Here is a 24758-nt window from a genome sequence, read left to right as displayed (position 1 = left end):
AAAAAGATAAGGTTGAATATTTAGAGAAGTTGATGAAAGGCAAATAGGAATTTATCTTTTCTAAACATATAATTGAAATGTGCAGAACTTTTTTTGAAAAGTTCTGCACATTTTTTGTTTTATTGAAATTGTTGATATGAAGTTAGAAAATAGCAAATTTAAAAAACAGTTTTCTTAAAAATTTTAATTTAAAATCTCTTCAACTATTTTTAATGCATCATTAAATAGTAAAGGTTTTGATTTAGAATTAACATAACTATAATTAGAATTATCAATCAATAAATTAATTTGAAATATTCCAGTATCTTCTCCTTCTATTCTTAATTTATCTCTTATACCCACTAATACTTTTTGAACCTCATGATAAGATTCTTCCACTTTTGATAAATTAGAAACATATTGATCTAGAAATCTTGCTGAATTATTGAATGCTTTATCAGATTTTTCATCTAAATAAATTTTATAAAAAAAAGATTCTATAATGTTATAATCTTTGACAACATCATAATTTTCAAAATAATTTGAATGGGCGGAAGCATATAAATCAGCATTCAAAAATCTATAGTAAAACTCGATAGCTTTTTCAGACTTTAATTGAAAAAGCACATTTAAAGAGTTCGATATAAAACTTTTATTGTCATCATTATCAATATTTTCTAAGTATTCAAGAGCTTTACTTCGACAAAAATCATATTCTAATCCTTCTTCTAATAAAATAGAAATTGATTCCCATGTTTTGAAATTATAAATATCATTGCAACACTCCTTGAGTAATTTTATATCATTTTCTAACTTATAAAAATTGAACAATTGCTTTTTGAAATTATACTCTCTTTTGTGATTCAGTAAATAGTCTCTAATTTCTGGAAAAACATCTTTTAGCAAATTCTCAATAGCATAATTTATATGTTTTTCCAAAACGTATGCTGTAAGATTTAAAGTTTGAATATTTTCTTTTATCCTATTATTAAGTGCATTTTTATCAATAATTTTTTCTTTAAAAAAATCAAACCAACTTTTATCTTCACTGTAACTACTAATTTCAGGAATAATTAAAGAATTAAATAGAAAATCTTGAGGCAAAAACAAATCTAGCTTCCTTGAAAAATAAATAACGTCGTCCCATTTATTATAATCTTTTGATTGCGAATATTCATAAGAATTTACAGTAAAGATTTCACTAAAATTAATTTCAATAGTTTTTTGTGCAACCCAATCTTTTATATATTTTTTTTGAGATTCAGAAATCTTAACATTATTTTTATTTCTCTCATTACTTTTAATTTCTTTTTTTATTTCATTAAATATAAAATTATCCTCTTTGATGATTTTCTCTACATCAACAAATAAAACTGGACTTTTTATTTGATAAATTAATCGACTTAATATATTTAATGATTTATCTATTTTATTTGCATGTCCATTTTTTTTATACCATTCTAAATGGATTTCACTAAATTGTTCTCTACTAATTTCTTTTCCATTCGAATTGAAAACTTGTTTAATCTCATCAAGTAAGTCATCTCTTTTAAATAGTATATCAAAATTCTTTTGAGGCTTACTTTCAAAATCTTCCTGAATTTTTAAAACCTTTTCATCTGAATACATCTCTTCATTAAAATCGAAACCAATTTTTATCATTTCATCATTAAAAATCTTAGCTAACTCTCTTTTCTGAGTATTTGCAACAGTATTCCTAAAGTATTCTATTTCTTTATGTTCAACATTTATTACAGTTTTAAACTTTTCAATTGCATACCAAATATTTTCATCATTAGCTAAAAATGACAATACATAATTAATATCTTTAAAATCATAAGAACTTATTAAATATTTAAAAATTCCGTTAATTGATTTTCTACTGATTTTGGATATTAATTCAATTATTGGTCGTTCAAAATAAAAATGTGCTTTTTGTATATCTAATTTCTTAAACATTTTAAGAATAAATTCATCATCATTACTATCAAATTGCACACATTTTTGTATTAACTCATTCTCATCACTTGTATAAATATCTATATTATTATTGCTATCAAAATAATACTGGGCAAAATTCATGAATTTATCCGAATCTGTAATTTTTAATATTAATTGATTAAGCACATAACTATTTCCTCTTGACACTTCATCTTTCTCTAATCTAGGTTTTATATTATTTTCTCTTAAAAATTCTTCATTGATAAAATCATAATACAAATCAATGTAATCAAACTCATTAATTATATTTAAAATTTCGACATTAATTTCTTTATTCGTTTCATTCTTAAAAACATCTAAGATTTTTTCTAAATAATTCTCATTATTATTACATATTTTCATTCTTGCAACACAATGAAGTATACTAGATTTAATTTGATTTGAATTATTATTATCTGATAAATTTTCAATCAAAAAAGTTTTAAACCAAAATAGCTTGGCAGTTGATATTTTTTTAAAAAAACTAATTAGGTTCAAAGCAGAAATCCTTGCTCTAAAATGCCTCTCTTTATCTTTTATTATATTAATTAGATAATCAAAGTTGATTTCACAATCTCCAAATTTTGCAATTTCATCTACACTAAAAGTTCTGTTTGTATCTATCCAATATGTTTTTTCAATACATATATCTTCAAAATATTTTTGAAAACCCCTAACTCTTATTACATCTGTAATTCTATCAGTTTCAGACCTGAATAACAATTCTGGTTCATTACTAACCAAAAAATCAATTAATTTTTCAAACTTAATTGTTTTATCATCTAAAATATTTAATACAAATGTTATTATATTAAACAATAAAGGATGTGTTTTATTTGTTCCATTAATAAAAATAAATTTTTTAATATCTTCAAATTCTAAATCCGATATTGACAATGAAGCAAAATACTCTTGGATATTTCTATGCTCAAAATTCCATTTTTTTGTTTGGAGTTGATATTCAATCAGTGGATTTTTTTTAAATTCTTTAAAGTCGTGGTAGTTTTTTTTGACAATCTTTAACAAATTATCTTCATCAAATACATTGGTTTGCATCAACTCATTTATCAAAGATATTTTTTTGCAATAATCATTAATAAGCGTAACATCAAGGGTAATCTTTTTTAGTTTTACATTTTCATCGATAGAAAATCTACTCTCAATATATTCCTTCCATAATTCTGCATTATTTGTTGGAAGAGATTTTTTTTCATTTATATAATTTGCTAAGACATTGACTTGGAAAGGTGATTTAAGAAAACTCACATCCAATTCATTTAAATTAAAAGAATCGAGAATATTTCCACATCTATTTTTTAAAAGTTCAATACTTTGATTGTATTCAAGATCTTTTAAGTAATAAATTTTTAAATCATATACCCCTTTTACGATTCTTTCATAAACATTAGTTCTACAACTTAGTATAATCTTAAATTCTTTTTCTTCAATTTCAAGTTTTTGAATAAAATTTTCAAGTTTAGATGTAAAATCCTGAATTTCTGTAATTTCATCAATTCCATCCAAAATAAATACAACTTTTTGAAATCTACTAAACTTCAAGTTAATGTAATCTTCAATTGTATTTATAGTAGTAAAGTTTTTTAAATTCCTAAAAACAGGAACGTAGTCATCTTCTTTGTCCTTCCATAGATCATTTGCAAAACGCTCTAATTCAACAGTTTTTCCTAAGCCTGGATTACCGAGTAAAATTACTTTATTTTGCTTTTTGATGATATCAACTAACGCTACTTTATTTTGATTTTCATTAAAAAAATTTATAATATCATTTTTTTCATTTTCGAAATAAAATCTATCTAATAAAAAATCTGTGGTCTTAATATTTACAAATTTAGTTTTATCATTTTCTGTTAAACTACTTTTTAAAATTTTAGGTAACAGAAGATCTTCAAACTCATCCTTTGAATTCAAATTAAGATTTTCAATATGTGTCTGAGTAATTGTAGATCCCTTATTATATTTATTAATAAAAATCATTTTTTTATTAATCCTAAAAAAATTGCAAATTTTTTCTAATATCATCTTTATCTTATAGTAGTTCGAATATTAGAATCCTTATTCCCTTTATTTAAAACCTCGACACTATTTTCACCTGAAATATCTGTTTCAATATCTGTATTAACATTCTTAATATTAGTAACTTTTGAAAGTCTTTCTTCAAAAACCAAAACAAGAAGGGCAATAAATTGAGAAATAACAGCGATTAATGGTTCTGAATCTTTATTCTCTAAATACCATTTAAAAGCTATTCCCAAAACTATAATATTAAGAACAGCTACTATATATTTTACTTTTTTATTCATCTTTTCTTTTTTGTTTAATCAAATATACAATTTTTGAGGGTTTTATATATTTTCGAATATTTCTTTTATTACTTTACATTCTTCCTAAAAAACAAATCCAACTCCTCATTCATCTTCTTCCCACTATCCAGCTTACTCGCATTTTCCTGATTAAATCGTACCGTTTCAAGTAAAAAATCAGTTATTAGGTTTTCTTTTGGGTGCAAATACTTTTCGTTTTGGTTGGCTTTTATTTGTTGTAATTCCAGTATTTTTTCTTGTATGTTTTTCGGTGCGATTGGCAATACATCGACAAAAGCAACTGGTGGAAGTGTATTTTTTTCTATTATCCACTTTCCGACCAATGCAGTGCGCAAGGCGTAGAAATAACTTTTTAGTTTTAGTTCTTCCATTTCGCATACTTCCATAAAGTTTTTTGTTGTTCCCAAATAATGGTGCAAAACCGCTATGGGCGAAAAACAATCCGCAGCCAACTCACGCATTTGTTTGGTAAAAAACTCATTCTCAAAGTACACCACCGGCGAAAACAACCACTCTAGCAAAGATGCATTAGATTTTGCTAATAACCTTACGGTTTTCCGTAAGTCCCAGCCGGAACCGTCAAGATCGTCTTCGGTCATGAATTCGATTACATCGGTTTTTTCCCAAAGTGATAGATAATACTCAGATTTGTGTTTGTATATAAAACGGATATCATAGTCGCTATCGGGAGAAGCAAATCCCCAGGCACGGCTTCCGGATTCGCAGGCAAAAAGTATTTCTATGTCTTTTTGTATTTCTATGTCTTTTTGTATTTCGATTTCTTTTAATTTTTGAAGTATTTTTTCTTTCATGGTTGATTTCAAATGTAGTTAAACAAAAAGCCTTTAAAACGAGTACAAACACCTGATTTGAATTTGTGTTTTATTTCAAGTAACAAAATAAAAACACTGCTACGCAATTATTCTGCGCAGCAGTGTTTTTAATAATGGTTCTAAATATTTGTATAAACTAATTTTGTTCGATTCCTTTATCGAGACTTATTTTTTTAACTTTAGTTAAATTGTAGGTTATTCCAAAAAAGTGCCCAAATTTAAACTGACTCTGTGTAGGAACATCTCCGGAATTCCCTAAATTATAAGAACCGCCAACAGAATAGGAATCTGCGATTCTATTGACTTTTCCCATAGTTAGTCCTGCAGAAAAAATAATACGTTCTTGCTTTCCTAATATTGCACCAAGTCCTAAAAGCACCTGTAGTTTTTCATTTTGAGTGATCACGGCACCAAAATTAAGTGTTGGAACAATCCATGAATTCGCACGAATATAGGTATTTATGGTAGACCCAAATGCTAAATCATAATCTCCACCGTTTTTTAAAGTAATGATTTTATTACCCGGAATTGCCGGATCGTCTTTTTGGCCAAACTCCGAATCATACAGCGAGGTAAAAAAGAGTCCTGCACTAACATCGATTTTCAAACCACCTTTTATCCAGATGTTATAAGGTTTTGATGCAAAATTAAGATCCTCTTCTTTAGTTTCTTTATCAAAGCGACGCAATTTGAATTCTACAACATCAATATTCTGGCCTTGTACGTCGATGGGAAGTGTGTAAACAGCTAAATCTGTAGTGTAGAATTTTTCTATAATTGAATCAATACTTTTCTCGGCTTTCACTTTTGTTTTTAATAAACTTTCTTCTGTACTAATGACAAGAGAATCCCTTTTTACATTTTGCAAACTATTCATTAACTGATAAGCTTCTGTCAAATATGATTGCACATTTTTAAGAAAAACTTCTCTTTTAGCATAATCAGATTCAACAAGCACATTTTTTAGTTTTAAAATTTCATATAGATTTTTTACTTCAATATCTAAACTGTCAATACTTTTAACTAACTCCTTATTTTTTATTATAATTCCTTCTACAGATTCTGAATGCAATGCTTCCATCATACCTTTGTTTTTATCTGCCAGTGCTTCTGCTTCTGCGTCTTTTTTTACTTTTTCTGAAGTTGTGTTTTGATCATTAAAAAAAGAAAGATTTCTAGTATCAATTTTATAAGTGTACTTAAAAGGATTTCCGTTTATTAATTTAACTGCAATCATTTCTCTACATCTTGCAGAAAGCCATTTACTGTTATCTAAAAACGTACATGTCTCATCATTACAAATACTAATGCTGTTTTTATGCGGTACGCTTAAATCTACTTGTATAATTTTGGTCTGTACCTGACTGTATCCCATATATCCAAAAAATAAAAAGGAAAGGATAAATACTGTTGTTTTCATGATTTCTAATGTTTTTAGTTATATACCAAATGTATTTACAGAACTGCATACCAATCAATTACCCTTTCGGGTGATATTTTATTTTTTGCAATTCATGCACTTTTTTTTGTAAGTTTATTCTATAATTCCCTATTATCTTTCTAAGTTCATTTTAAATATCACCCGAAAGGGTAATTGCGCTCAATGTGCTTATTGCACAACTTTGTAAAAGAAAATGTAACGCCATGAAAATAAGAGTAGCCATAGTAGAAGATGATAAAAATTACAATCAGGCATTGAAGAATATCATCGATTTCCAAAACGACATGGAATGTGTAGCTCAATTTTTTAATGGTAAAAATGCTTTGCAAAAATTGGAAGCTCTGGAACCAGACGTGGTTTTAATGGACATTCAACTGCAGGATTTATCGGGTATTGATATTGTTTTTAAACTAACTGAATCGATGCCGGGCACCACTTTTATAATGTGTACCAGTTTTGAAAATGACGAAAAAATCTTTTCGGCATTGCGTGCGGGTGCAAGCGGTTATCTCGTAAAAGGAGATCCCTTGACTAAAATCATCCAGGCTATTCTGGAAGCGCATAATGGAGGTGCACCGATGAGTTATGCCATTGCTAAACGTGTTTTACAACATTTTCAGGAATCAAAAGTACAAGTGCAAAGTGTAGCACTACTAACTGTAACGGAAAAAGAAGTTCTTGAATTGCTGGCACAAGGACTACTCTACAAAGAAATTGCCGATAAAAAAAATGTCACTATTGATACGATCAAAAAACACATTGGCAATATGTACAGAAAATTACAGGTAAGCAACAAAATTGAAGCAATTAACAAGTTTAACAACAAAAACTAGAAATCATGGGATCAAAAAAATTACAAGAGGAAGGAATAGATTTCCTAAGAACTATGCCGGACAATGAAGTTAATTCTAGAAATATTGACCTCAAAAATTTAGGGCTTCCCGAAATTTACAAAGAGTTTTTCATTAAATCGAGTAGTTTCATTAATGAAATAACTACTTCTTACGATTCCAAATCGGTAGATATAAAGGAAAAATTAAAATACTTAAAGATATATTTTAAACAAGATGAAAATAATATCTTTTCAATTGGTTTTTCTATCTCTTCTGAAATAGACGATTTATTCGGAATCAATGATTCATTCTTTATAATTAATACCAATAATGAGCTTGAAGAGATTACAGATCAAAGTGTCTTCAAAAAACACACTTTAAATTTTGCGAATAAATTACTTCCAATAATCAATGCAAAAACTAAATTTAATGATACAGAAATGCATAATACTCAAGTAATTTATTACAATCTTAAAGATGTTTTCTTCTTTATGGTCAAGCATTTTACACAGCCAACACAGTATTCAAAATTATTTTTCCAAATGATTAAATTCGAAAAAACAGTTACAGAGAAAAACAATCAAAATAAATTAAGTCTTGTTGTTAGAGCCGAAAGCGAGTCTAAAAGCACTAGCGAATCTTACGACTTCGGAACTGTTTATCCTTAAAATATGGATGCACTATTACTTTTATATATAAGTTGTCTCATTATAACAACAACTAAAGCTATAGTTTTGGGTTTTAAGTATTCACTTAAAGCTCAAAACTATTTAGTGTTTTATTTAACTACTACCCTCTGTTTAGAATTTTTTGGAATACTAAAAATACATTTGAAACAATTTGACTATGCTGTTTATTTTAATATATATGCTCTATTTTGTATTCTCTTTTTTGGAATCTATTTTTCCAGAATTTATATTGGAATATTTAAGCAAATTGGAATTTTCATCTCTTTGCTTCTTTTACTATACATACTATTTTTTGTTGATTTTCTAAGCCAATATTTTTTAAGTCAATTAGGAATTTTAGTAGCACTATTCTACATTTCCAGTGCTATTTTATGGTTTTATCAAAAACTAAAACTTCCTGTTCAAGACAAAATTACAAATGACCCCAATTTCTGGGTTGCAACCGCTTTGCTTTTTTGGAGTACTTATATCATTTTTAGATTTACACCTATGTATCTGTTTGAAAAAGAAGATCAATTTTTCTTAAACATTCTAAGAAAAATAGGTTCTATAGTAAATTTAATTATGTATGGTTTATTTTATTATGCCCTTGTAAAATATGATATAATAGCAAAAAAACAACGAAATGAGTGAACTGCCACACGAAATAAAACTCACCTATATCATTGCCATTAGCGTGATGCTGCTTTTTGTGCTTTTTATTATTATGGTTGTTTTTATCTATAACAAAAAACAATTGATACAACATCAGGAAAATCAAATAAAAGAAAGTGAATTCAAAAACCAATTGTTACAGAAAGAAATAGAGCGTCAAAAAGCAATTCAACTGGAAAGAGAACGTATCTCACAAGACATGCACGATGATTTAGGTGCCGGGATTTCTGCTATAAAACTTCAGGCTGAATTTTTAAAATATAAAATGCCCGAAGAAAGTTATTCAAATGATCTGGAAACCATTATAACAACTTCCGAAGACATGAATTTAGCCATGCGCGAAATTCTTTGGAGCCTGAACTCCCAAAATGATAGTGTTGGCAATTTTATAGAATATACCGATTTGTATATTAAACGTTTTTTAGATAAAACCGCAATTGAATTCAAATTGAGTTCAAATGATATCAATAAAGAAACCAACTTATCCGTAAAAGCAAGGCGAAACCTTTTTTTGGTGGTTAAAGAAGCCGTTCATAATGTATACAAACACAGTCAGGCCCATAACATCCATATTGAGTTTGACCAAACAGAAACCTGTTTAAAAATTACAGTTATTGATAATGGTATCGGGCTGTCAAATACTATTCAAAAAGGAAATGGCATAACCAATATGTCTCTCCGAATGGAGGCCGTAAATGGAACTTTTGAAATTCTTCCTGTTCAAAAAGGATCACATTTATTATTTGTATACCCATTTGAGGTTTAATTATATCTCTCGCAAAGCCGCAAAAGCGCAAAGTTTTTAAACCTCTGAGCCTTTGCAACTCTGAACCTCTGTCCCTTTTTTGCTCCTAAATCCCAAAGAAACTCTTTGCGTTTTTAGTCGTTTCTTCTGCGACCTTATCTAACGGAATTCCTTTAAACTGTGCAATGGTTCCGGCAACATACGGCAGAAATGCAGGTTCACATCGGCGTTCGTGGTATTTTTTTAAGAGATTATTCGGTACATTTTTCGGAAGCATAAAGGGCGCATCGGTTTCGATCATTATTCGGTCTAGTGGTGCGTACTGAATCACTTCTTTTAAATGTGCAAAACGTTTGCTGTCTGAAATTGCTCCGGTAAAACCCAGGTACAATCCGTTATCAAGATACGTTTTGGCTTCCTGCAATGTGCCTGTAAAACAATGTACTACAGCTTTGGGCAGTTTCGGCAAATACTCGTCTGTAATATTCATAAAACGTGCGAAAGCGGCTCTTTCGTGTAAAAACAAAGGTTTCTGAACTTCAATCGCTAATTCTAAATGGGCTTTGTAGCATTCTTCCTGTTTGTTTCGGGGTGAGAAATCACGATCAAAATCGAGTCCGCACTCTCCTACCGAAACAACTTGTTTCTGTTGTAATAAATTCTTTAATTTCGAAATGCTCTGACTGTCAAAACTCTTAGCATCATGTGGATGAATCCCTGCTGTGGCAAATAATACGCCCGGATATTGCTTAGCAATTCTTAGTGATTCTTCACTGTTTCGCACGCTTGTTCCCGTAAGGATCATTTTTGTTACGTCGGCATCTTGTGCGTCTTGTACGATATCGTCTATATCGTTTTGGAATTGCTTATTGGTTAGGTTGATTCCTATATCTATGTATGTTTTCATTCTTTTTTATGTAAAATGTGAGATGTTAGAAGTAAAAATCTAGATGTGAAGTTTTTACTAACATTCTTTTTTGTTTTTTTTAATCTTTTTTTATCCCGCAGCAGAGCCACAAAACTTATTTACTTTTAAGCTTGGCGACTTTGTATCTTTGCGAGATTATTTTTTAAACCATATAAGTTATTAAAGTTCATTTTAAGCTTTGTGGTTTGTTCCTTGAGAAGTTTCCTAAGCCTTTGTCCCTCTGAACCTTTGTCCCTTTGTCCCTTTGAACGTTCTTTGAACCTCTAAAAATCCCCGTAGTACACCTGAAAACAAGGTAATTTCAAATCATTTCTCCAGGTATCAACTACTTGGTTTCTATCATCTAAAACAAACTCTACGAAATATTTCTCTTTTATGGATTCGTTGTAAATTTCTGTTTTAATGATTGAATCTTTTCGGTGGTCATTGGTTTTTCGCATGATCAAAGCGTCGAATGTTATTTCGTGTTTTTCGAGAAAACGCAACGTTGGTTCTTTGTATCGGTCTTCTCTTCCCGAAACCAACAGTATGCGGTAACCCAATTTCTTGTAGTTTTTTAATACGTTGGCAACCGGCTCATTTAATTCATCCAAATCACATTTGCTGGCGTCAAAAGGATTTCTTCCGTTCATTAAGGCTAATGTTCCGTCAAGATCACAGATAATCGCTTTTGGAAGGTCGGGGTTTTGAATACGGTATTCCGGACTGTCTTTAAAAAACTGACTATGCATTTTTCTGATCACTTTTTCTCCAACCGGCTTTTCTCTTAAGGCGTCTCTTTCTATACAAACTTTAACATCCGTATTTACTTCCTGAACCTCAACTGTAACTTCCTCGTTGAATTTACCATTATATTCCCGAACCAATTGCGAAATACGTTTCAGATTGGTATCTGACAAATTGGTGTCATCAATTACAATACTTTTTCCTTCTTCAAGAGCCATTACGATTAATAAGTCTCGTACTTTTTTGACAAATTTTTCGTTGCTTTTTGTTACTATTCCGTTATCAAACATAGCTCGTAGATCGTCTCTGTTGATTCTTTTATAGGTTTCAGGGTTCTCTGAAATTATCTTTTTTGCCAAAGTCGATTTTCCACTTCCAGGCAATCCTCTCATTAAAATTACTTTTCTCATTTTATTCTTCTTTGTTAAACGGCTTTTCAAACTTTGGCCGAATCATTTTCCAGATCTGATCTGAATAATCTCTATTTTTAAGCATTGAAAATAAGATACCCGGATGTTTACAAGTCAAAAAATACAATGCAGTTTCTTTGACCGATTCCAGAACTTTGAAATCTTTTTTACATTGATTTTCGATTACTGCAAATTTGTCTTCTAAATCTGTTTTAGTTTGTTTGACCCAGTCAAAAAACTCATCCGGAACTCGTTCCAAGACTTCATCCATCGGTTGATTGGTTCTCAGATATTCCCAAATATTCAAATTAGAAACCTGAGTAATAATTCGATGCAAACGAAGATATTCTTCGAACTTGATTTTTATTCTGAAATTATTCGAATATCTGATTATAAATCCTTCCTTATTCTCTGTATTCAGAGCCGACAAAGAATGAATATCTTTGATTCCGTCATACTTTTCAACGATAGGAAAACCAATATCCTCAAGAGGAAATTCTTCTCCTGACTGTGTGTCAATAACAGCAAGTAAAACCAACTCTTCTGACGCTCCGTAATCTAAAACAATTCGGTTTTCGGGGTAAATAATCTCAAACAAATAGGTTTTGCTCTTATCTAAGAACGACCAACATTCTTTGTATTTCCCATGCAGCATTTCATTCGCTTTATCGGACTGATCGCTGGCAAATGAACCTCTGCTGGCAATAAAAGGAATGTCTTCTATCCAATATAAGATTCCCATTGAACCGTCCATTTTGTCATATACTTCAAAAGAAGTTTTGGGAAGTACCTGATTTTCAAATTCACCTAAATTAAAAAACTTAACAAACGGTCTTGCCACAACATTAAAATTATCATCTAAGATTAGCCCCCTGCAGCTTAAGGTAATTTCATTCCATATTCTCTCAAATTGCGCATTTTGAGTGTAATTGTAAATATATAAATTATGCTTCGGGTGTTTGTTTACCCTAACATAGTTTTTGGAAATCATTTCCTGTAAAAGTATTGTATTCATTATTTCTAATCTTTAAACAAAGATTCAAAAACAACTGCGCGATTATTTTGCGCAGTTGCTATTTTTTAAACCATATAAGTTATTAAAGTTCATTTTAAGCTTTGTGGTTTGTTTCTCGCCAAGTCGCAGAGACGCAAAGTTTGATTTTTCTTGTGATCTTTTTTTTTCACGCAGATTTGGCAGATTACGCAGATTTATTTGGGTTGTTTTGTTCGAACCGCCAAACAAAAATATCAGCACAATCTGCCAAATCTGCATGCGAAAAAAAACTTTGCGTCCCTGTCACTTCACGAGAAATTCATTTTTAATCTATCAACAATTGCGTCACGGCTGCGGCGTTCATTGCCCATTGAGCGTTGTACACCTCATCAGCAGTTTCGCTATCAATGATAGTTAAACCTTGCGCTTCTGCTTTAAGTTGTAATAAACTACCGATGTTTAATTTGCTGTTCAATTTTGCCAACAAAGCCTGAACTCCTTTGAAGTCTAAACCTTGTACCACCTGGCCTCCAAAAGTCATCTCTAACCAAACGATTTCTCTTTTGGCTACATCCAACACTCCAAAAACCAAACCTTTGGCAGCACTTTGCGTTACACGAACCTGATGATCTACACAAGACGGATCATAGGCAACTCCGGTTCGTTCCGAAATTTTCATTGGATATTTACTATTCATCCATCCCACAACAAGATTTGGTGAAATACTTCCTTTACTAAAAGCATTGCAGGTAAAAGTCACAAACTTGGCGTTGGCTTTTGCCAATTCGTCAATGTTGATGTTGATGTATTCGGCTGTTCCTATTTTGTTCGGAATACTTCTGATATCACCACTATGTTTACAACCCGTTGTTGCCAATCGGCTGAAAGAACATATATCTGAACTATTTTCATAAGCAATATGGCAGCTTAAATCCATATCTAAATGTTGAGCCGGTAAGTTTACACCCCACTGCATAAACAATCGCACTTCGTTACCTTCAATCGGGAAACGTGTTCCCATTAAAGCTACCGGTAAATCCTGAACAGAATCGCTTCTATCCCCAATTGAAACAGGCATATTGTACAATTGCGAATCGATGTAGATCGTTTTATTGGTATTTTTAAGCGCCGCGAATCTTTTTTTCATAGCCAAAATACACAAATCCTCAATCTGATTTTTCATCTCTTCCAACTGCAATTCATCATACAATCCCAACAAAGCATTTGGATTTACACGTTTGTTTGTTCCTCCCAAAGGTTTCACACTTCTCTGCATGTTTTTATCAAAATAGTTCTGAGCATACATATTCAATGTAAAAATCAATCTCGCCGGAACTTTGTCGATAATTTCAGAGAAATGTGCAATGGTTTCGGCTACACCAAACCAAAGCATATTCGAGAATAACGAACGCGCAAACAACCCCGGACGTTGTTTTAATAAAGCAAATGTTTTATCTGCATCAGACTTCAATCGGGCCGTGTTTACGTTGCCCTGCCAAACTTCATAAACCTCATTGTAAAACACATCTAATAAAAGCGCCAATTTCTCAAAACCTTTTCTTTTACTGTATTCTGCCAAACGCAAAGCACGGATAAAACGAACCCACATTCCTCTTTTCGGATGCATGATTTCGCACATGGTCTCCACTTCCATATCTAAATTATTCAACCACGAAGCGACCATTAAACATTCTTTTCTTGAATATTTAAGTTTCAAATCTTTTTTGGCCAGAACTTTCGATTGCGCACTTTGATCTGCACCGAAATGCAAGTGCTGCCCATTTTTAGACGCTCTTTGAACGATTGTTTTTGGCTCAATAATCTGCAAAAATCCGGTATTTTTAAACCATAAATACCTTAAGATATCTGTAGGTGTTTTGAAATATTGAGACACTTTATCAGCTTGCCCTTCTTCAATTAAAACATCGATCACCAACATCAAAGTTTCTTTGATCGCAATCTCCGTTTTCGGAAGAGGCAAATATTTTAATGCCATCTTTAAACTTTCTGCCTGCGTAGCGTCTAAAGCGGTTTTAGATTGTAATAATGATTTGTAAAAGTCTTCTACTTCTTTTTCGTTCCACAATTCAAGGACTTTTAATTTACTTCCTTGTCCGAATTTCTCGATTTTACCGAATTCGAATGGAGTACCGCAAAACGGACAACCATTATATCGCTCTAATGGAAACGTACGATCCGGAATAAGATGTCCGCATTGCAAAGTCGTTCCGTTAGTTTTGTTAAAAACGTTTGCAAAAAAAGTAACCACATGGTCTAAAACAGATTCACCGGTTGGGATATTCCATTCTTTAACCAAAGGCGTCCAGTTTTTATCGGTATTTAAAACCTCATTTAATACGTCTAAAACATCTATTTTATAATTCGGACTTACATTGTTTAAAGCGTGCAATAAGGGCTCCGAAAACGTAAATCCGAGTTTTGAAACATTGGCTACTAAAACCGATGTTGTTGCTGATAATTTTTTGATATCATTTACGATATATTCACTTGGAATAAAAATGGCATTTTGACGTAAACTGATTTTTACTAATTCTTTTGTTTTCATTTTTTTTTTTAATTTTAAAAATTTAGATAATGGTGTTTCTGGTTCTACCTAAAAGATTTTGAAGTAAGAAACACTTGACCTTAAATTCGACGGTAATCGATTAACTGAACTAATGGAGCGGGTTACCGCGAAGAAGTAAGTTAATCTTGACCCTCATTTGTATTAATGATAATTTTAAAACTTGCCGGACTCGAACCGGAAATACCAATGTTTGAAGTAAGTTTTAGTTGACCATTAATTGTGGAGCAGGTGGGATTCGAACCCACGACCCGGACGTTAAAAGCGTAAGAAGTAAATTCTGATTGACCTTTTAGGTAATTTCAAAACTACCTGCTCTAACCACTGAGCTACTGCCCCAATTAATAATTTGAGTTAAAAAGATAATGGTGTAAGTGTGTACGTGGAAAGTGTTTCGAAGTAACTCACGCTTGACCTAATCAACTCAATTTTATATTTTCAATGAACTTGTTTTATTTCCTGAACAAAGATTTCAAAACCACTGCGCAACTATTTTGCGCACTAAAATAAAAATTGTATTTTTGACTAAACCTCATGTATGAATCTACAAGAAAAGTATTCCGATATGCTCATTAAAATTGGCTTTAATCCTAATGAAACTAAGGCTTTATGGCTGGATTTAGAAAAAGCCTATTCCGGAAAATCGAGACATTACCATAATTTGAAACATTTGGAAGAAATGATCGAATTATTTGATATATACAAAAACAGACTCCAAAATCCGGATGAGATCTTGTTTGCTATTTTCTATCACGACTATATTTATAAGGCTACAAAAAAAGATAATGAGCTTAAAAGTGCTGAGCACGCATTAAAAATAGAGACGCCCAGCAGTGCGCCTCTAAATAAAAATTTAATTTTTGATGCTATTTGTGCCACGCAGCTGCATCTCCATAATAAAATTGAAGACATCAACTGGCTTATTGATTTTGATTTAAAAATTCTTGCCAAAGATTGGCCGGACTATCAGATTTATTGTAATCAGATACGAAAGGAATATCGTATTTACCCCGATTTTTTATACAATCCCGGCAGAAAAAAAGCATTGGAACATTTCTTAGAAAATGAATCTATTTTTCAAACAGAGGAATTCAGAGACCTATTTGAAAAAGATGCGAGGGAGAATATTAAACGAGAAATTTTATTATTGTAATCCAAAACAAACGCCATAGAGATGCACCGTAGAGACGCACAGTGTAGAGACGCACAGCAGTAGAGACGCACAGCTGTGCGTCTCTACACAACGCAAGAAACAAAAACCACCACCTAGCTAAAAAAAATATGGCACAAAACAAAAATGCGCTCATCCGATACAAAACAATTGACAAATGCCTGCAGAATTCTTATAGAACCTGGACTTTAGAAGATTTAATGAATGCCTGTTCCGATGCGTTGTACGAATATGAAGGAAAGGAAAATCCGGTTAGCAAACGAACAGTACAGCTGGATATTCAGATGATGCGAAGTGAGAAACTGGGATACAATGCACCAATTGTAGTTTATGAAAAGAAATATTATAAGTATGAAGATGATGAATTTTCGATAACTGATATTCCCCTGACAGAAACAGACATTAATGTTTTGACCGAAACAGTTTCAATGCTGAAACAATTTAAGGACTTCTCCTTATTTAGTGATGTATCAGATATCCTGCAACGTTTGGAAGATAAAATCTATTCCGAGAAATCACATACAAAACCAGTTATTTATTTAGATAAAAATGATGGCCTAAAAGGATTGCATTATCTCGATGAAATTTATCAGGCTATCATCAAAAAGATGGTTTTGGTACTTACCTATAAATCCTTTAAATCTAGAGAAGAAAGCACGTTTCACTTTCACCCTTTTATTTTGAAGGAATTTAACAACAGATGGTTTCTGATTGGCAAAAAAAAGGGCTCCGCTCCTATCACCAATTTAGCATTGGACAGAATTATTGCTATTGATTATGATTTTAATCTGCCCTATCTCGATCAGGATTTCGATGCGGATTTATTTTATAAAAATGTAATTGGTGTCACAGTAAATACAGGTTTAAAGCCAAGAAAAATTGAACTCTGGATAGACGCTGTCAATGCTCCGTACGTTATCACAAAACCTATACATCAGACTCAAAGACTAATCAAGGAAAATGAAGACGGAAGTATCATTGTGCATTTGTTCCTTTCTCCCAATTATGAAATGGAACGCATACTATTCGGGTTCGGAGACGGAATTGAGGTAATCAGTCCTGAGAATCTGCGCGACCGCATGAAGAAAATATTAACGAAAGCATTGGAAAGATACAGGTAGATGAAATTCCAAAATTTTTAAAATCCAATTTCCAATTTCGGGTCGGTGTCTGTAGAAACGCACATACGTAGAGACGCACAGCAGTGCGTCTCTACGTATGTTCATACACAATACATTTCACATTTTACACCAAACATCTCACAACAAACATTCAATATTTCACAAAAAATTCACCAAATAAAAGAATCATTGCCATTTTGAATGCCAAAAACAAATTACAAATCAATTAAATTTACTAAAATTAAAAAAAAGAGTAGTATATTTCAAATTAAAAACAACCCTAAAACACTCTGATCCAGAGACATTTTTTTATTAACACAAAATTTATCTTAAAATTATATGCATGCATAGTATTTTTTGATTATATTTGAAATCGATATAGTTACATATGAAAGACAAAACAATAGATTATATTTTGAGAGCTACATGGCAAGCCGTATCAAGAATGTATAATGAAGAAGCTGCAAAATACGATGCCACGATGGCTACCGGGTTTGCTCTTTTAAGTATAGACAAAGAAGAAGGTACGCCTTCTACGGCTCTCGGACCAAGAATGGGAATGGAAGCGACCAGCTTAACGCGAACGCTTAAATCAATGGAAGAAAAAGGTCTTATTGTTCGCAAAAAAAATCCAACAGACGGTCGCGGTGTCTTAATATACCTCACCGAATTTGGAAAAGAAAAAAGAGACTTATCTAAAAATACAGTTTTGAAATTTAATGAAACAGTAAGAAAACATGTTTCAGACGAAAAACTAAACCATTTTATAGAAGTTTCTGAAATAATAAACGAATTAATTCAGGATAAGAACATATTTAATCAAACAGAAAAAACAGAAAATGAAATCGGCAGTAGTAAAAAAATTGCTAAATAAAATAGTTGAGACTAATTCATAAAATTATTTTTAACACATAGAAACGAAGATTTTACTTACATTTAAAAATCGTAAAAAAGAAACGCATTTCTATCACATAGTCAAACTATGTCTCTATGTGTTAAAAAACAATTGTGACCATTAGGTTAAATACTATTGACGATATCATATTCAAATAAAAAAACAAACATTAACTACGTATGAAACGCACAATTAAAAAAGTCGCTGTAATCGGATCCGGAATTATGGGTTCAGGAATAGCTTGCCATTTTGCCAATATTGGTGTTGAAGTTTTATTGCTTGACATCGTACCTCGCGAGTTGACAGAAGCCGAAGCTAAAAAAGGATTAACACTTGAAAGCAAAGCTGTTCGCAACCGATTGGTAAACGATCATTTAGCAAACTCATTAAAATCAAAACCGTCTCCTATTTACAATCAGAAATTCGCAAACCGAATCACTACCGGAAATACGACAGACGATATGGCAAAAATTGCCAATGTTGATTGGATTATTGAGGTTGTTGTAGAGCGTTTGGATATTAAGAAATTAGTATTTGAACAAATCGAAAAATTCCGTAAACCGGGAACTTTAGTTACTTCTAACACTTCCGGTATTCCAATTCACTTTATGAGTGAAGGAAGAAGCGAAGATTTTCAACAGCACTTCTGTGGGACACACTTTTTTAACCCTGCGCGTTACTTAAAATTATTTGAAATTATCCCTGGTCCAAAAACAACAACTGCTGTATTGGACTTCTTAAACGAATACGGATCTAAATTCTTAGGAAAGACTTCGGTTGTTGCTAAAGATACTCCGGCATTTATTGGAAACAGAATTGGAATCTACGGAATTCAGAGTTTATTCCACTTAGTGAAAGAAATGGGTTTAACAATCGAAGAAGTTGATAAATTGACAGGTCCGGTAATCGGCCGCCCAAAATCAGCTACCTTTCGTACGGTTGACGTTGTTGGTTTAGATACTTTGGTACACGTTGCCAATGGTATTTACGAAAACTGTCCAAACGACGAACAACACGAATTGTTTAAACTTCCTGATTTCATCAACAAAATGATGGAGAATAATTGGTTGGGAAGCAAAACAGGTCAAGGTTTCTACAAAAAAGTAGACCGTGACATTCTTTCTTTAGACTTAGATACATTAGAATATCGTCCGGCAAAAAAAGCCTCTTTTGCAACACTTGAGCTAACCAAAACTATCGATAAACCAATCAATCGTTTTAAAGTTTTAGTAAAAGGAAAAGACAAAGCGGGTGAATTCTACCGTAAGAGTTTCGCTGGAATGTTTGCTTATGTGTCAAACAGAATTCCTGAAATCTCAGACGAACTATACAAAATTGATGATGCTATGAAAGCCGGTTTCGGATGGGAAAATGGTCCATTTGAAATTTGGGATGCCATTGGTGTTGCCAACGGAATCGAAATCATGAAAGCAGAAGGTTTAGCACCGGCTGCATGGGTTACAGAAATGTTAGCTTCCGGAAGTGACAGTTTCTATACGGTAAAAGAAGGAGCAACTTTCTTCTACAACATTCCAACAAAATCACAAACTAAAGTTCCGGGACAAGATTCATTCATTATTTTGAATAACATTCGCGAAAGCAAAAAAGTTTGGAGCAATAGCGGGGCTGTTATAGAAGATTTAGGAGACGGAATTTTGAACTTAGAATTCCAATCTAAAATGAATACCATTGGTGGTGATGTACTTCAGGCTATCAATAAAGCAATCGACTTATCTGAAAAAGAATACCAAGGTTTAGTAATTGGTAACCAGGCAGCAAATTTCTCTGTTGGTGCTAATATCGGTATGATTTTCATGATGGCCGTTGAACAGGAATACGACGAGTTGAACATGGCAATCAAATTATTCCAGGATACTATGATGCGCGTACGTTACTCTTCTATTCCGGTTATCGTTGCCCCACACGGAATGACTTTTGGAGGCGGATGCGAAATGAGCTTACATGCTGATAAAATAGTAGCAGCCGCTGAAACTTACATGGGATTAGTTGAATTTGGTGTTGGTGTGATTCCCGGCGGTGGAGGTTCTAAAGAAATGACTTTAAGAGCATCTGATTTATTCCGTAAAAATGATGTTGAATTAAATGTTTTACAAGAGTATTTCTTAACTATTGCAATGGCAAAAGTATCAACTTCAGGTTACGAAGCTTTTGACACCGGACTTTTACAACACGGAAAAGATATCATTGTAGTAAACAAAGACCGTCAGATTGCTGAAGCTAAAAAACATGCTTTGTTAATGGCAGAAGCCGGTTATACACAACCAATCAGAAGAAATAATATTAAAGTTTTAGGAAAACAAGCATTGGGAATGTTCTTAGTTGGAACCGACCAAATGCAGGCTGGAAAATACATCTCGGAGCACGACAAGAAAATTGCTAACAAACTGGCTTACGTTATGGCCGGTGGTGATTTATCTGAAGCTACATTAGTATCTGAACAATATTTATTAGATATCGAACGTGAAGCCTTCCTGAGTTTATGTACAGAACGTAAAACTCTGGAACGTATTCAGTACATGTTAACTAAAGGGAAACCTTTGAGAAACTAGTACCAAGTAATAAGAATTAAGTATTAAGAAATGCACCAGTTTGAAAAATTAAAGATCTGGCAAAAAGCAATGGATGTTGCAGTTCTTGTTTATGAGATTACTGCAATACTACCAAATGATGAAAAATTTAATTTAATTCATCAAATAAAAAAATGCGCTGTTTCTATTCCTTCAAATATTGCAGAAGGTTCAGGAAGAAATTCTGAGAAAGAATTTATGCATTTTTTAGGAATTGCAAATGGCTCGACCTTTGAATTAATAACGCAATTAATACTTGCCAAAAGGCTTAAACTTGTTGCTGATGATTTAATTCAGCCAACTATTAATCAATTAGTAGAAGTTTCGAATATGAACTTTTCATTTCAAAGATCATTAAAAGATAAAATCAACAAAACAATTGGAAAATCTTAGTACTTAATTCTCCAATCTTAATACAATAATTTATGAAAACAGCATATATCGTTAAAGCTTACCGTACTGCGGTAGGAAAAGCACCAAAAGGGGTTTTTAGATTTAAAAGACCTGATGAATTAGCTGCCGAAACCATTCAATTTATGATGGACGAGCTACCTGATTTTGACAAAAAACGTATCGATGACGTTATGGTAGGAAATGCCATGCCGGAAGCAGAACAAGGACTAAACGTAGGTAGATTAATCTCTTTAATGGGATTAAAAGTAGAAGATGTTCCGGGTGTTACGGTAAACCGTTACTGCGCTTCAGGATTAGAAACTATCGGAATGGCTACGGCTAAAATTCAATCCGGAATGGCAGATTGTATTATTGCCGGTGGTGCAGAAAGCATGAGTTTTATTCCAATGGGAGGTTATAAACCAACTCCGGATTATAAAGTAGCGGCTGCAGGTCACGAAGATTATTACTGGGGAATGGGATTAACTGCTGAAGCGGTAGCCAACCAATATAAAATTTCAAGAGAAGATCAGGATGAGTTTGCTTACAATTCTCATATGAAAGCGTTGAAAGCACAAGCAGAAGGAAAATTTGACAAACAAATTGTACCTATTACTGTTGACCAGACTTTCATTAATGAAAATGGTAAAAAAGAAACTAAATCATACGTAGTAAAACAAGACGAGGGTCCTAGAGCCGGAACATCTGTTGCCGCATTATCAGGATTAAAACCTGTTTTTGCTGCTGACGGAAGTGTAACTGCCGGTAACTCTTCTCAAATGAGTGATGGTGCTGCTTTTGTTTTAATCATGAGCGAAGAAATGGTAAAAGAATTAAACCTTGAGCCAATCGCAAGATTAGTAAACTTCGCTTCTTCAGGAGTGGAACCTAGAATTATGGGTATTGGTCCTGTAAAAGCAATTCCGAAAGCGTTGAAACAAGCAGGATTGACTTTGAATGACATCGAACTAATTGAGCTAAACGAAGCATTTGCTTCACAAGCCTTAGCCGTTACTCGTGAATTAGGATTAAATCCTGACATCATAAACGTAAACGGAGGAGCAATCTCTTTAGGACACCCACTGGGTTGTACAGGAGCAAAACTTTCTGTTCAGTTATTTGACGAAATGAAACGTCGCGGAAGCAAATACGGAATCGTTTCGATGTGTGTAGGAACAGGACAAGGTTCTGCAGGGATTTACGAGGTGTTGTAAACCAACAGTTTCTTTTGTCATTCCGAGGTACAAGGTGTTACAAAGCAACAGTCTCTTTTGTCATTCCGAGGTACGAGGAATCGCACTAGAAACTCCGCACTGAATATTGACAATCTTTGTCGAATTACGAATGCGATTTCTCCTTCGTCGAAATGACAGAACTCGTCGGAATGACGGAAGTCATTGAAATAACAGAAGTCATCGAAATGACAGAACCAGTCGAAATGACAACGATTAAAGATTCGATTATAAAATAAAAAAACATACAAAAAACAAAAACAATGGCAGATACTATCGAAAAAAACGTAACCCGTGGCGGTCAGTTTTTAGTTAAAGAAACAAAATGTGAAGACATCTTCACACCGGAAGATTTTTCGGAAGAGCAATTAATGATGCGTGACTCTGTAAAAGAGTTCGTAGACAAAGAATTATGGGCACATAAAGATCGCTTCGAAAAGAAAGATTACGCTTATACAGAATCGTCTATGCGTAAAGCAGGTGAACTAGGACTTCTTGGAGTTGCTGTTCCTGAAGAGTACGGTGGATTAGGAATGGGGTTTGTTTCTACGATGTTGGTTTGTGACTACATCTCAGGAGCAACAGGTTCTTTCTCAACTGCTTTTGGTGCGCATACAGGAATTGGAACTATGCCAATTACACTTTATGGTACTGAAGAGCAAAAGAAAAAATACGTTCCTAAATTGGCTTCAGGAGAATGGTTTGGTGCTTATTGCTTGACAGAACCGGGTGCAGGATCTGATGCAAACTCAGGAAAAACAAAAGCTGTTTTATCTGAAGATGGAAAATACTACTCGATCACCGGACAAAAAATGTGGATTTCGAATGCAGGTTTCTGTAGCGTTTTCATCGTTTTTGCACGTATTGGAGATGACAAAAATATTACAGGTTTCATCGTTGAAAATGATCCGGCTAACGGAATTTCAATGAATGAAGAAGAACATAAATTAGGAATCCGTGCTTCTTCTACACGTCAGGTTTTCTTCAACGATACTAAAGTTCCAGTTGAAAACATGTTGTCTGAAAGAGGAAACGGTTTCAAAATTGCTATGAATGCTTTGAATGTTGGTCGTATTAAATTAGCTGCTGCTTGTTTAGATGCACAAAGAAGAGTTACTTCAAATGCAGTAAAATATGCTAATGAAAGAATTCAGTTTAACACTGCTATTGCTTCTTTTGGAGCGATCCGTTCTAAATTAGCTGAAATGGCAACTAATGCTTATGCTGGCGAAAGTGCTTCCTACAGAGCTGCAAAAGATATCGAAGACAGAATTGCTGCTCGTGAAGCGGAAGGTACTTCTCACCAGGAAGCTGAATTAAAAGGGGTTGAAGAGTATGCAATCGAATGTTCTATCCTTAAAGTAGCAGTTTCTGAAGACGTACAATCATGTGCTGACGAAGGAATTCAGATTTTCGGTGGAATGGGATTCTCAGAAGACACTCCAATGGAAAGTGCCTGGAGAGATGCCCGTATCGCAAGAATCTACGAAGGAACAAACGAAATTAACAGAATGCTTTCTGTTGGTATGTTGATCAAAAAGGCTATGAAAGGTCACGTTGATTTATTAGGACCGGCTATGAAAGTTCAGGAAGAATTAATGGGAATCCCATCTTTTGACACTCCGGATTTCTCTGAGTTGTTTGCTGAAGAAAAAGGAATCATTGCCAACCTGAAAAAAGTTTTCTTAATGGTTGCCGGAAGTGCTGTTCAAAAATACGGTCCGGATTTAGATTCTCACCAACAATTATTGATGGCTGCTTCTGATATCCTAATCGAAATATACATGGCAGAAAGTACTATCCTTAGAACTGAAAAATTAGCCAAAAAAGAAGGTGAAGCTAAAGTACAAGAGCAAATTGCAATGGCAAAATTATACTTGTACAAAGCGGTAGATATCGTAAACCAAAAAGGAAAAGAAGGTATTATTTCTTTTGCTGAAGGTGACGAACAACGTATGATGTTAATGGGATTAAAACGTTTTACAAAATACACAAACAATCCAAATGTTGTAGCCTTAAGAGAGGTTATCACATCTAAACTAGTTGCAGAAAATGAATACTGCTTCTAATTCAAAAATAGTTTTTAGCTTTTAATTTGTTTAAACCCGCACTTGTCCGAAACAGTGCGGGTTTATTTTTTTATTGTCTTGTCCTGAAAAAGGTTGACTACAATCCAATTAATTATGTCAACAGAAAGGAAAGTTCTAAAAAAAGTAATGC

General features: G+C 32.9%; 19 protein-coding genes and 1 tRNA gene. 11 read left to right on the top strand and 9 right to left on the bottom strand.

Going from position 1 to position 24758, the window contains the following annotated elements; genetic code table 11:
• Positions 1-183: 183 nt before the first annotated feature.
• The 4 genes from G3A47_RS20245 to G3A47_RS20230 all read right to left on the bottom strand — a co-directional run bounded on the left by G3A47_RS20245 (position 184) and on the right by G3A47_RS20230 (position 6554).
• Positions 184-3999, bottom strand: coding sequence for an NACHT domain-containing protein (locus G3A47_RS20245; protein WP_208328380.1), 3816 nt, complete (start codon positions 3997-3999; stop codon positions 184-186).
• A 2-nt stretch (positions 4000-4001) separates the two neighbouring features.
• A complete protein-coding gene (locus tag G3A47_RS20240) occupies positions 4002-4280 on the bottom strand; it encodes a hypothetical protein (RefSeq protein ID WP_166925712.1) in 279 nt (92 codons plus the stop codon).
• Between the two features lie 68 nt (positions 4281-4348).
• Entirely contained in the window at positions 4349-5113 is a 765-nt protein-coding gene (locus tag G3A47_RS20235; RefSeq protein WP_166925710.1) for a nucleotidyltransferase domain-containing protein, read from the bottom strand.
• A gap of 157 nt (positions 5114-5270) precedes the next feature.
• A complete protein-coding gene (locus tag G3A47_RS20230) occupies positions 5271-6554 on the bottom strand; it encodes a hypothetical protein (RefSeq protein ID WP_166925708.1) in 1284 nt (427 codons plus the stop codon).
• 224 nt (positions 6555-6778) lie between these two features.
• On the opposite strand from G3A47_RS20230, the gene G3A47_RS20225 reads away from it, so the two are divergent.
• From G3A47_RS20225 to G3A47_RS20210, 4 genes are read left to right on the top strand one after another with little or no spacing between them, the layout of a single operon-like run.
• Entirely contained in the window at positions 6779-7408 is a 630-nt protein-coding gene (locus G3A47_RS20225) for a response regulator transcription factor (RefSeq protein WP_166925706.1), read from the top strand.
• A 5-nt stretch (positions 7409-7413) separates the two neighbouring features.
• The gene (locus G3A47_RS20220; protein WP_166925704.1) at positions 7414-8076 is read left to right on the top strand and encodes a hypothetical protein; all 663 of its coding nucleotides are present in this window, start codon (positions 7414-7416) and stop codon (positions 8074-8076) included.
• Positions 8077-8079: 3 nt separating this feature from the next.
• Entirely contained in the window at positions 8080-8730 is a 651-nt protein-coding gene (locus G3A47_RS20215; RefSeq protein WP_166925703.1) for a hypothetical protein, read from the top strand.
• A complete protein-coding gene (locus tag G3A47_RS20210; protein ID WP_166925701.1) occupies positions 8723-9517 on the top strand; it encodes a sensor histidine kinase in 795 nt (264 codons plus the stop codon). The genes G3A47_RS20215 and G3A47_RS20210 overlap by 8 nt, the downstream gene beginning before the upstream one ends.
• 85 nt (positions 9518-9602) lie before the next feature.
• On the opposite strand, the gene G3A47_RS20205 is transcribed toward G3A47_RS20210, so the two are convergent.
• The 5 genes from G3A47_RS20205 to G3A47_RS20185 form a co-directional block, all read right to left on the bottom strand.
• Complete coding sequence (locus G3A47_RS20205; protein ID WP_166925699.1) at positions 9603-10403, bottom strand: TatD family hydrolase; 801 nt, start codon at positions 10401-10403, stop codon at positions 9603-9605.
• A gap of 284 nt (positions 10404-10687) precedes the next feature.
• Positions 10688-11560 carry a phosphatase domain-containing protein gene (locus tag G3A47_RS20200; protein ID WP_166925697.1) on the bottom strand — a complete coding sequence of 291 codons (873 nt, stop codon included), beginning with the start codon at positions 11558-11560 and terminating at the stop codon, positions 10688-10690.
• Position 11561: 1 nt separating this feature from the next.
• On the bottom strand, positions 11562-12575 hold the full coding sequence (locus G3A47_RS20195; protein WP_166925695.1) for a T4 RnlA family RNA ligase: 1014 nt from the start codon (positions 12573-12575) through the stop codon (positions 11562-11564).
• A 304-nt stretch (positions 12576-12879) separates the two neighbouring features.
• Positions 12880-15120, bottom strand: coding sequence for a hypothetical protein (locus G3A47_RS20190; protein WP_166925693.1), 2241 nt, complete (start codon positions 15118-15120; stop codon positions 12880-12882).
• Between the two features lie 241 nt (positions 15121-15361).
• Positions 15362-15477 (bottom strand) — tRNA-OTHER (locus G3A47_RS20185).
• A 199-nt stretch (positions 15478-15676) separates the two neighbouring features.
• Between G3A47_RS20185 and G3A47_RS20180 the strand changes: the two genes are divergently transcribed.
• The 7 genes from G3A47_RS20180 to G3A47_RS20150 all read left to right on the top strand — a co-directional run bounded on the left by G3A47_RS20180 (position 15677) and on the right by G3A47_RS20150 (position 24607).
• The gene (locus G3A47_RS20180) at positions 15677-16291 is read left to right on the top strand and encodes an HD domain-containing protein (RefSeq protein ID WP_166925692.1); all 615 of its coding nucleotides are present in this window, start codon (positions 15677-15679) and stop codon (positions 16289-16291) included.
• 128 nt (positions 16292-16419) lie between these two features.
• Positions 16420-17430: a helix-turn-helix transcriptional regulator gene (locus G3A47_RS20175; protein ID WP_166925690.1), complete on the top strand. Its 1011-nt coding sequence runs from the start codon at positions 16420-16422 to the stop codon at positions 17428-17430.
• Positions 17431-17818: 388 nt separating this feature from the next.
• On the top strand, positions 17819-18304 hold the full coding sequence (locus tag G3A47_RS20170) for a MarR family winged helix-turn-helix transcriptional regulator (RefSeq protein ID WP_166925688.1): 486 nt from the start codon (positions 17819-17821) through the stop codon (positions 18302-18304).
• Between the two features lie 200 nt (positions 18305-18504).
• Positions 18505-20895 (top strand): 3-hydroxyacyl-CoA dehydrogenase/enoyl-CoA hydratase family protein, encoded by a 2391-nt coding sequence (locus tag G3A47_RS20165; protein ID WP_166925686.1) that lies wholly within the window; start codon positions 18505-18507, stop codon positions 20893-20895.
• Positions 20896-20925: 30 nt separating this feature from the next.
• On the top strand, positions 20926-21306 hold the full coding sequence (locus G3A47_RS20160) for a four helix bundle protein (RefSeq protein ID WP_166925684.1): 381 nt from the start codon (positions 20926-20928) through the stop codon (positions 21304-21306).
• Between the two features lie 32 nt (positions 21307-21338).
• Positions 21339-22520: a thiolase family protein gene (locus tag G3A47_RS20155; protein ID WP_166925682.1), complete on the top strand. Its 1182-nt coding sequence runs from the start codon at positions 21339-21341 to the stop codon at positions 22518-22520.
• Positions 22521-22801: 281 nt separating this feature from the next.
• Positions 22802-24607, top strand: coding sequence for an acyl-CoA dehydrogenase family protein (locus G3A47_RS20150; RefSeq protein WP_166925680.1), 1806 nt, complete (start codon positions 22802-22804; stop codon positions 24605-24607).
• The last annotated feature ends 151 nt before the right edge of the window (positions 24608-24758 follow it).

The sequence above is a fragment of the Flavobacterium poyangense genome (genome assembly GCF_011751075.1).
Classification (GTDB): Bacteria; Bacteroidota; Bacteroidia; order Flavobacteriales; family Flavobacteriaceae; genus Flavobacterium; species Flavobacterium poyangense.
This window is presented reverse-complemented; position numbering and strand designations above follow the sequence as displayed.